General features: G+C 35.8%; 5 protein-coding genes. 4 read left to right on the forward strand and 1 reads right to left on the reverse strand.

The window, feature by feature from the left end:
- Nucleotides 1–32 precede the first annotated feature (32 nt).
- From ACILQF_RS06000 to ACILQF_RS06010, 3 genes are read left to right on the forward strand one after another with little or no spacing between them, the layout of a single operon-like run.
- A complete protein-coding gene (locus tag ACILQF_RS06000; RefSeq protein WP_395626509.1) occupies nucleotides 33–1700 on the forward strand; it encodes a peptidase domain-containing ABC transporter in 1668 nt (555 codons plus the stop codon).
- 13 nt (nucleotides 1701–1713) lie between these two features.
- Entirely contained in the window at nucleotides 1714–3045 is a 1332-nt protein-coding gene (locus ACILQF_RS06005) for an HlyD family secretion protein (protein ID WP_395626510.1), read from the forward strand.
- Nucleotides 3042–4442: a TolC family protein gene (locus tag ACILQF_RS06010; RefSeq protein ID WP_395626511.1), complete on the forward strand. Its 1401-nt coding sequence runs from the start codon at nucleotides 3042–3044 to the stop codon at nucleotides 4440–4442. Before ACILQF_RS06005 ends, ACILQF_RS06010 begins: the two co-directional genes overlap by 4 nt.
- An 85-nt stretch (nucleotides 4443–4527) precedes the next feature.
- On the opposite strand, the gene ACILQF_RS06015 is transcribed toward ACILQF_RS06010, so the two are convergent.
- Complete coding sequence (locus ACILQF_RS06015) at nucleotides 4528–7398, reverse strand: triple tyrosine motif-containing protein (RefSeq protein WP_395626512.1); 2871 nt, start codon at nucleotides 7396–7398, stop codon at nucleotides 4528–4530.
- Nucleotides 7399–7618: 220 nt separating this feature from the next.
- Between ACILQF_RS06015 and ACILQF_RS06020 the strand changes: the two genes are divergently transcribed.
- The coding region (locus ACILQF_RS06020; RefSeq protein WP_395626513.1) for a SusC/RagA family TonB-linked outer membrane protein at nucleotides 7619–10652 on the forward strand (3034 nt) is incomplete at its 3' end.

Consider the following 10652-nt stretch of genomic DNA (forward strand, 5'->3'; position numbering starts at 1 on the left):
AGATCAATAATTCATCACAATTAATATAAAATATGAATAAAGCAATAAGGTATTCTTTTACCGCAGCCTTAAAAAAATTAGTCCAACTCATAAATATAGAGAGAAAGGAAGTTGGTCAAATCTATTTTTACGCGGTTCTCATTGGTGCAATACAATTATCCCTGCCTCTTGGTATACAGGCCATTGTGGGTCTGTTATTTGGAGGCATATTATCAGTTTCCTTAATGGTTTTGATTGCTTTTGTGGTTGTTGGTGTGTTTTTGGGAGGTGTTATCCAGGTGATGCAGATGAACGTTACGGAGAATATTCAACAGCGTATTTTTACTCGTCTAACATTTGCCTATGCTTATCGAATTCCTAGAATTGATTTATTAAGTATCGATAATTATTATCTACCGGAACTTGTAAATCGATTTTTTGATACGGCAAATCTCCAGAAGGGTTTGGCAAAGCTTTTATTAGATGTGCCAACGGCCTCTATTCAAATTATTTTTGGGATAATCTTGCTGAGTTTTTACCACCCAGCATTTGCTGTTTTCGGCTTCATTCTTTTAATCTTCATTGTTTTTATTGTTTCGGGGAGTAGTAATAAAGGACTTAACTCAAGCATGGAAGAAAGCGATTATAAATATCGTGTAGGGCACTGGTTAGAAGAGATTTCGAGAGCAATCAAAACATTTAAATTCACTCAGAAAGGGCAGTTTCACTTGACTAAAGTGGATCAACTTGTATTAGGCTATTTGGCGGCAAGACGTTTACATTTTAAAGTGCTTGTGTTTCAATACAAAACTTTAGTTGCCTTTAAGGTTTTAATTACTGCTTCGATGTTGATTATTGGGACATTATTATTTCTTAATCAAAAAATCAATTTAGGTCAATTTATTGCTGCTGAGCTTATTATTATTGCTGTTTTAAACTCAGTTGAAAAATTGATTATCAGCCTAGCGACAGGCTATGACGTACTTACTGCGATTGAAAAATTGGACCATGTATTACAAAAACCTCAGGATAGGGATTTGGATCGAATTAAAGGTTTTGAACCTGATTATTCAAATGGTTTTAATCTTTCGGTTAGAAATCTAGGATTCTCCTTCCCCAATGGAAAAAAGGTGTTGGATGATGTTTCATTTGACCTCAAGCCTGGGGAAAAGATTTGTATTAGCGGAAACCAGGGTTCAGGGAAGACGACTTTGATTAGGGTGCTATCTGGACTTTATGGAGGGTATAGCGGGCAAATACTAGTAAATGAGCTTCCGCTACACAACATTCCTGTTGACGATTGGCGTAATGGTATAGCTGTTTTTTTTGCTCAAGAGGAGCTTTTTAATGGTACACTACTCGAAAATCTTATTCTTGGAAACACAGAAAGATTGCTTGATGAAATCAATGAAACTTGTAAGCTTGTGGGGCTTCTGCCTTTTATACAATCAAAGGTAGAAGGCTATCAAATGGTGATTGATTCGCAGGGACAAAAGCTTCCTCATAGTGTTATTCAAAAAATTCTTTTAGCTCGCTGTTTATTGCGAAAGCCATTAATTCTGATGATGGAAAATGGATGGGAAGCAATTGAATTGGAATATCGCCAGCACATTATAGAAAAATTAACTAGCGATAAGTCCTTTAGCTTGATCGCAATTACCGATCTCCCAGAATTACTATCTGTTTGCGACCGTAGCATTCAAATAACTAAAAAACAATAAATTAGAGAATAAGATGTTTCTTGAGAAAAAAACAGACTTTAAAGAGTTCAAATCCTTTGTAGCTACAAGTGCGCCCGAACACCGGATGCGTAAAACCAAATGGATGTTGATTGTTTTGGGCATTATGATTTTAGTCCTCCTTTTACCATGGACGCAAAATATTCGTTCTAGGGGTAATGTGTCTACACTAAACCCTGAGCAGCGTCCGCAAGAAGTAAATAGCTTAATTACTGCTCGAATATCAAAATGGTATATACAAAACGGCGATTTTGTTAGCAAAGGGGATACTTTGCTGGCTTTAGCAGAAACTAAGGACGAATATTTAGATCCGAATCTATTGCAGCGTACCACCGAACAATTAAATGCTAAGAGTCAATCAGCAGATTTTTACAGAAATAAAGCCAAAACAAGTCTCGAACAAATAAGTGCCTTAGAAGGGGGCTTGGAGCTTAAATTATCGCAGCTCAAAATGAAGCTTAAGCAATATACGCTTCAAGTACAATCTGATAGTATGGCGATGAGCGCTGCTGCAGGTCAGTTAAAAATTGCAAGTGTTCAATTACAGCGCCAGGAAGAGCTTTATATAGCGGGATTAAAATCTCTATCCGACTTTGAATCTAAGCAACAATACTTTCAGGATGCACTTGCGAAAAAAATTGGTACAGAGAATAAATACCAGAACAGCAAGACGGAGCTTCTGAACATTCGGCTAGAACTTTCAGCTGCTTCACAAGAGTATGCTGAGAAGATTTCTAAGGCAGCAGGCGATAAATATGCTGCCTTATCGGAAGTTGCTTCGAGCGATGGCGAAGCTTCAAAACTTCGAAATGTACTATTCAATTATCGTGCTAGAAAGGATTTTCATTATATCATTGCTCCACAAAATGGGCAGGTACTCCAAAGTGCTAAGGCAGGAATTGGCGAAACGGTTAAAGAAGGGGAAAAGTTATTGACGATTATTCCGGCACAACTAAATCAGGCCGTTGAAATTATGGTTGACCCCAATGATATGCCACTTATTAATTTGGGGCAGCTTGTTAGAATTCAGTTTGATGGTTTTCCTGCAATTATTTTTTCGGGATGGCCTCAGGCATCTTACGGTTTGTTTAGTGGAAAAGTTTCTGCTATTGATAATAGCATTGATGAATCTGGAAAGTTTAAGGTTTGGGTTATCCCGCAGGAAGGTGATAAAGCATGGCCCAAAAATCTGAGATATGGAACAGGTTGTCAGTCGATTGCATTGCTTGATGATGTGCCCATTTGGTATGAACTTTGGCGACGATTTAATGGCTTCCCAGCAAATTTTTATAATCCAACATCTAAAGATTCTAAAACTGAGAAATGAAAAAATTGATTCTTTTTCTTCTAATTCTATCTTGCGGACCTGTATTGGCCCAACAAAAGCGTTTGACATTAGATGAGTATCTTTCTTTAGTTAAGGCATATCATCCTGTGGTATTACAGGCGGGTATTGGTGTGGATAGGGCTTTTTATGTTCGTCGGCAGGCTATTGGAGGCTTTGACCCCCAATTGGAAGTGGCTCAAGAACAAAAAATTTTAAACGGGACCAGCTATTATGATTATTTGGTACCTCAAATTAAATTACCATTATGGTATGGTATCGATTTACAAGGCAGCTACACCACTTATTCAGGGAATTTTGTAAATCCAGAAAATAAAGTCCCGGAGGCTGGTTTGGGTTTTGTAGGACTGACTGTTCCATTGGGTAAGGGATTAATAATCGATGAGCGTCGTGCAGCATTAAAACAAGCAAATTTATTTCAATATATGGCTGTAAATGATCAGCAGCAGCTTATCAATCAGCTATTTGTAGATGCAACAGCTAATTATGTTAAATGGTTAAACAACTACCTCAATACTGAAATTTATAGACAGGCAGTTAATTTGGCTAAGCAGCGCGCTGAGGGTGTGAAATTACTTTATAAAAATGGCGATCTACCAGCAATTGATACGCTTGAGGCGTTAATTTTAGTGCAGTCCCGTGAGCAAAAACTTAGTGACTATGAGACAAAGTTAATTACCAGTAAAAATGATTTAGTAAGTTTCCTTTGGCTCAAGAATGCTATCCCCGTCGATCCTGAACTGCTTAATATCATCCCCGACACCGAGGTTTTTAACCTGCAATTATCTGATAGCCTTTTAAATGAAGAGGCATCAATTATAGCTATACTAAATCCAGAAGTGAAGAATTATGAACTTAAAATTAAACAATTAGAGCTTGATAGACGTTTAAAATTGGATCAAATCAAGCCTGCCTTAAATGTAAATCTTGGCTTGCTAAATTCTAGCAAAAACATTTTGAACAATTTGAATCCAGCATGGTTACAAAACAATCAAAAGTTCGGATTTACATTTTCTATGCCGCTCACATTTACCAAGCAAAGGGCATCTTATAGCCTTGCAAAGTTGAAATTAAGAGATGCTGAATATGCATTTCTTGAAAAAAAGAATTTGACAGCTATCAAGTGGGAGAATTATAAAAATGAATTGCAAAATCTTGATAATCAGCTAAAATTGTACAGTAGCATCGAAAAAAATAGTAATGTGCTGTTGAAAGGTGAAGAAATAAAATTTAAAACTGGTGAAAGTTCTCTTTTTCTTGTTAATTCTAGGGAGCAGAAATTACTTGAAGTTAGGGAAATAACAAATGAGATTTCGGCAAAAAGGATAGTTGTGATTCAAAATTTGAGGTGGATTGCAAATGCTCTTGGAGTGGAATGAGCCGATCAAAATGTTTATGACTCCGATTGAGTTTATAAATTCATAATTGAAAAATTAATGAAAATTCAATCAAAAGCAATTTCCTCTACCCAATCCCAATTAAATAGTCAAATAGGCTAACCTCAGTAGGAATTTGTAGTTTTTTGCGCAATCGGTAACGTCCAATTTCTACCCCCCTGACCGATATATTGGCAAATTGAGCAATTTCTTTGGTGCTTAAATTCATTCTCAAGTAAGCACAAAGTTTAAGTTCATTTGATGTGATATTTGGATGTTTTTCTTTAATTAAATTTAAAAAATCACTATGAACCTTGTCGAAATGTTTGGTAAAATTCTTCCATTCTTGGTCCATACGGTCATCCTCATTATACGTTTTAACCATTTTCTTTAATTCAGAGATGGCTTCCGGATGGTCAATTACTTTTATCACTTTATTGAGCTCTTCCTTAGTTTTACTGAGTAGTTCGGCCTTTTTAACGAGGTGCATGGCGGAGGAAGCTAGTTCAGAATTCATCAAATTAATTTCGACTTCTAGTTTCTCATTTCTTAATAAAGCTAATTCGCCTTCTGTACGGCTTAACTCTAGATCGTGGATATAGGATAGCTTGGCTTGCTCCTTTTGATGTTTTTCCTGCTGTAACCGAAGCTTGCGCTCTTGCCATTTATAAAGCCCAAATATTAATCCCACAAAAAGGCCGAAATAAATAACCTTGGCAAAGTTACTTAGATACCATGGCGGAAGAACTTGGAATGAATAGCTGCTAACTTCCGATTCATTGCCTAGATTATTTCTTGCCTTAACTTCAAATCTGTAATCTCCTGCCGGCAAATTGGTATATTCCTTTTCGGTTCTTTTTGACCATTCCGACCAGCTTTTATCGAATTCTTTTAATCTGTAGCTATATTCTATGTTTGATTGAAAGCCAAATAATGGTGATGAAAACTCTATCTGAATTGTTTTCCAATCGTAACTAATCTTTGGAACGGATTGTTCATTTTGTAAAGTATTGTAAAATCCACCGAAAAGGAGGCTATCGCTTTGATTGTTAATTTTTACGGTTCTAACCTGGACTTTTAATTTAGGGATTGATTGTTTATATTTTTCATAGTTTATATTGAAAAACCCTTTTTCACCACCAATAAGGATGTTATTTTGGTTAATTGGATAAATAAATTCAAAGCCGCTCAGCATTTTGTTGTTTAATTCGGGCAGGTAAATAACTTTGGGATTTTCATTTGTATAATCAATTACGCCCAATGTTTTTTCTCTAATAAACCAAATATTGCCATTTGAATCTTCCTTCATATAGCGCAAACTTTGGTCGCCTAAAATCTTTTGATAATATGCCGAGATTTCAAATGCATTTTTCACCTTATTATAAGTGTAAACTCCCTTTTCTGTGGCCACCAAAACCTCATTTTTGATTTTATAAACGTGGTTATTTACGTTGGAAGGTAATCCATTGGCTTGTGTATAGGTTTCGATTGAATATTTATTAGCTTCTGACTGTTTAATTTTATAAACGCCATGGTATGGATGGGATACCCATAAAAAATCATCATTGTCGATGGCAATAAATCGGGAAGACTCTGTGAATTTTGGTATTTTTTGTTTTGCGATGAACTTTTGATTAACAGAATCGAAAATCACTAAACCATCATAAGTGCCCGCCACCATTTGTGATTTTCCAAATGCATCCGATAGGGGCAGGAAGTTCCAATAGCCTCGGAGAGCTGATATCTGTTGTAATTTATTGTTTTTAACTAAAAAAGCACCTTCATGATGCCCTAATAACAACTCTTTATTAATTCTGGAAAGCCTCCATGTTTGCCCCTTAGAGTTTTCAACTGCCTTAAAATCGCCTTTACTGAAGCTTAAATCCTTGATATTTTGTAGACCAACACTAAAAAGCCCGTTAGAGGTGCCTAAAAATAATTGATTATCAAATAGTATGGCAGCATATCCGGATCCATCTTGTAAAGCGGGGTTTATTTGCTTAATTGGACTGTTATATGCAATAAAATCGATACCATTATCTAGGCCTAGCCATAAATTTTGCTGTTGATCCAAGAAAATACTGAGCACATTATTATTCTGTAATCCCTCAATATTTGAAAATCGTTGAATCAGATTTCCTCGCCAATCGATTATATATATTCCACCATTGCTTGTTGCTAGCGCTATCCAATCGTTATTAATTGAGGTAGCAGCGTATATTCTTTCGTTTTCAAAGAGTTTCTGATTTGCAGTTTTTATTTTGGTTAAACCCTCGTTGCTCAGTAAAAACAAGCCATTTTTTAATGTTGTTACGATTGATTGTTTGTTTTTAATCGGTAAAATACCGGTTATTGGGTCATTTTTAGGCAGTTCTTCCTGTCGCAAAATAGGGACCCAAGTGTCGTTTTCAAACTTATTTAAGCCATTTGTATAATCATGAGCATATAAAGTAGTGCCTGAAGCTGCCATGAAGCTCCATTCGCTAGCGGCTTTATAGGTTGCCATTTTGCCATTGATCAGTTTAAATATCTTGCTCGAAGTACGAAAGAATAAACTTTGATTAATCTTCACTATGTCCCATACATCGCCAAAAGATTTATTCCCTTCATCAATTAATGGGATATAGGAATGATAGGATAGCCTTCCATTATCTGTTGGAGCAAAATACCCAAGCTCATCTTGGCCGCCAACATAAATTTTATTGTCTGAGCCTATTTCAATTGACCGTACTATGGTTTTATTGGGTAGGGGAAATAAGTTCCAATACTTACCATCAAATGTGAGTAAGCCTTCATTATTCGCTACATATATGATCCCATTCTTGTCTTGTTTGATGTCCCAATTCTGTAAACCTGCATTGTACTGTTGCTTGTCATAATTGATTACATCTGGAAGTCCGATGGTGTTTTGCCCAAATAACCCCAATGGGATTAATAATAACAATAATAATTTTCTCATGAATGTATAAATTAAAGCTATTGTAAGCGTCTTCTTAAAATTTATGATGTAGTATTGTTGTATTTTAAATATCCTATAACTGATTCATTTCTGCATTATGATGTAGTATTGAAGTAGTTATTTTTTTGATTGTTGTATTGGTTTAGCGCACCTTTAGATTCCAATTATAAATAATTTAAAACATAATAAACAATTATTATTTACTAAAATCAATTTCTGTATGAAATTTAAAATCAAATTAGTCTTCACAGTTTTGTTTTTTGTTGCCTTATACCAACAAACAATGGCTCAAACGCTAAGTGTTTCTGGTATTGTAAAAGACAAAACCACGAAAGAATCCCTACCAGGTGCTACGGTATCAGTGGTAGGAGCATCCACTACTACGGTTACTGATGCTCAAGGAAACTTTAAAATTTCTGTCCAAAAGGGAGCTACATTATTAGTAAGCTTTACCGGGATGAACTCTTTCCGCTATCAGGTTAATAATGCTGATGCGATTACAATTGAACTTGAAGGCTCAATAACTTCAATGGATGAGGTAGTAGTTGTAGGATATGGTGTTCAAAAGATTACCAAAATATCTGGAGCGATTTCAACTGTAAAGGCTGCAGATATTGAGAAATTAAGACCGGTACGTGCAGAAGATGCCTTACAAGGGCGTGCTTCAGGGGTAACTGTAATTTCTAATGGTTCACCAGGATCAAAGCCTACAGTGCTAATCAGGGGTATTCCTTCTTACACTGGAACTGACCCTGTTGTTGTAGTGGACGGGTCTATTCAAAGTTTAGACGATTTAAATTCCATTAACGCAGCAGATATTGAATCTATCAATGTTCTTAAGGATGCAGCTACTACTGCAATTTATGGTGTTAAGGGCGGAAATGGTGTAATTGTAGTTACTACCAAGACTGGAAGAAAGAATCAGCCAACAGAATATGCCTTAAACAGTAATTATGGTGTTCAAGAAGTGCTTAGCACTATTGGTGTTTTAAATGCTACTGAATATGGTGCCATTATTAATGAAGGAAGCTTAACCTCAGGTGGTAATCTAATATTCTCGGATATTTCAAAGCTAGGTGTTGGTACCAATTGGCAAAATGAGATTTTCAAAAATGCGGGCATGCAAACGCATACGCTAAACGCCAAAGGTGGAAGTGATAAAATGAGTTATTTCATATCAGGTGGCTATCTTGGTCAAGATGGTATTGTTGGTGGGGGTCAAAAATCTCACTTCAACCGTACAAATGGTACTGCCAACTTGAATTTTAATTTATCACCTAAATTAAAATTTATAGCAAACACCAGCTTTGTTAATATTAAGGGGGCCAATGTTGCTGAAAATGGAATTAATAGCGTTATTTCAAACGCACTTAACTTCGATCCAACAGTGTCTATCTTAAATACAGCGCCAAATACTTACGGTAAATATGGTGTGAGTTCTACCATTTTATCCGAAATATTTAATCCACTTACGCAATTAGATGATACGCATAACAAGTCTAATACAAATAAATTATATGGTAAGCTGGAATTGCAATATGATATTTTAAAGAATTTGAAACTTACTTCTCGTTATGGATATACCAATGTAGATGTAACAGGTAAGTCGTTCAATCCATTATCTTTTTATGGAGCAGGGCATATTAACTCAACTTTAAATGCAGATGGTTCTGCAAGAGTTGGTTCTCATAACAGTGTTTCTGAATATAAAAACACGTATTTCAATAATACATTTGAAACATTTGGAAACTATAGTTTGGTATTAAATGAGGATCATACATTTGATGCGATACTTGGTTTTTCAATGGCCAAAATAACTGGTAATGCTTTAAATGGCTCCAGACAAGATGTACCTTTCAATTCATGGGAGTTTGCAGATATTTCATCTGCTACAGGTATTGCGCCAACTTCGGGTATTGATTTAGGCTCTTTTCAGTATGAGCGAAGAAATCTTTCTTATTTCAGCAGAATCAATTACGATTATAAAGAGAAGTATTTAGCTTCCTTCTCTGCACGTAGAGATGGATCTTACGCTTTTGGTGCAAATAATAAATTTGCTAACTTTTATGCAGGCTCTTTGGGCTGGGTGGTTTCAAATGAGGACTTCTTTAATGTAGACTTTATTAACAACTTTAAAATTAGAGGTAGTTATGGTATCACCGGAAATGAGAATGTAAATCCTCAATATCAGAAGATTTCAACACTTATTTATGCGTACAACTTGGGACAAAATTCAGGTTATACCTTTGGTAATAACAATACTTCAATTGGTGCAACGATAGCTTCTTTTAAAAATGATGAGCTTGCTTGGGAAAAACAAAAGCAGTTAAACGCTGGTTTTGATTTAACCTTCTACAAAAACAAGTTTTCATTCTCTGCAGATTACTTTGAGAAGGATATCAGTGGTTTATTGTTCACGCCATCCTTGTCTTTATATCTTGGATCAGCACAATCTCCAACAGCAAATATTGGAACAACCGAAACTTCTGGCTTCGACTTTAATTTAGGTTTCACAGATAAGGTGAGTCGTAACTTTAATATTAGCACGAACGTAACGTTTACAACTGCTAAGAATTTAGTTACCGAGACAAACAACGGTTTAATCACTGGTGGTAATTATGGCATTCCTAACCAGACTGTTACCAGATTTGAAGCTGGACAAACTCCTGGATATTTTTATGGATATAAAACGAATGGCCTATTCCAAAATCAAGCAGATATTGCCGCCGCTGCAAGTCAGCCAGGTGCAAAACCAGGAGATATTCGCTTTGCCGATTTAAATGGTGACAATAAAATTGATGGCGATGACCGTACACAAATTGGTGATCCATTCCCTGATTTCACTTTAGGATGGGGATTATCACTAAACTATAAAAATTTCGATCTAAATAGTTTTGTGTATGCTTCAATAGGTAATGATATTTATAGAGCTTACGAGCGTAACTTAGCTATGACCAATAAATATAGAGGGGTGTTAGCGAGATGGACAGGTGAAGGAAGCACGAATGATGCTCAAAACCCAAGGTATTCATTTACCGATGGTAATAATAATACAAGAGCGTCTAATCGTTATGTTGAGGATGGTTCCTTTATTAAAATCAAGGATTTCCAATTAGGATATACCCTGCCTGCCTCATTATTTAAAAATAAGTCATTCAGCAAGATCAGAATTTATTCTCAAGTGAAGAATGCCTTTACTTTCACTAAGTATTCTGGTTATGATCCTGAAATAGCAGGAGGAATTTTCGATACAG

Origin of the sequence: Daejeonella sp., from assembly GCF_044232565.1 — a bacterium.
Taxonomy (GTDB): Bacteria; Bacteroidota; Bacteroidia; order Sphingobacteriales; family Sphingobacteriaceae; genus Daejeonella.

Bases quoted from the DNA above. Each gene is read 5' to 3' on its own strand.
- ACILQF_RS06010 (WP_395626511.1), top strand. From the start codon at position 3,042: ATGAAAAAATTGATTCTTTTTCTTCTAATTCTATCTTGCGGACCTGTA.
- ACILQF_RS06000 (WP_395626509.1), top strand. From the start codon at position 33: ATGAATAAAGCAATAAGGTATTCTTTTACCGCAGCCTTAAAAAAATTA.
- ACILQF_RS06015 (WP_395626512.1), bottom strand. From the start codon at position 7,398: ATGAGAAAATTATTATTGTTATTATTAATCCCATTGGGGTTATTTGGG.
- ACILQF_RS06005 (WP_395626510.1), top strand. From the start codon at position 1,714: ATGTTTCTTGAGAAAAAAACAGACTTTAAAGAGTTCAAATCCTTTGTA.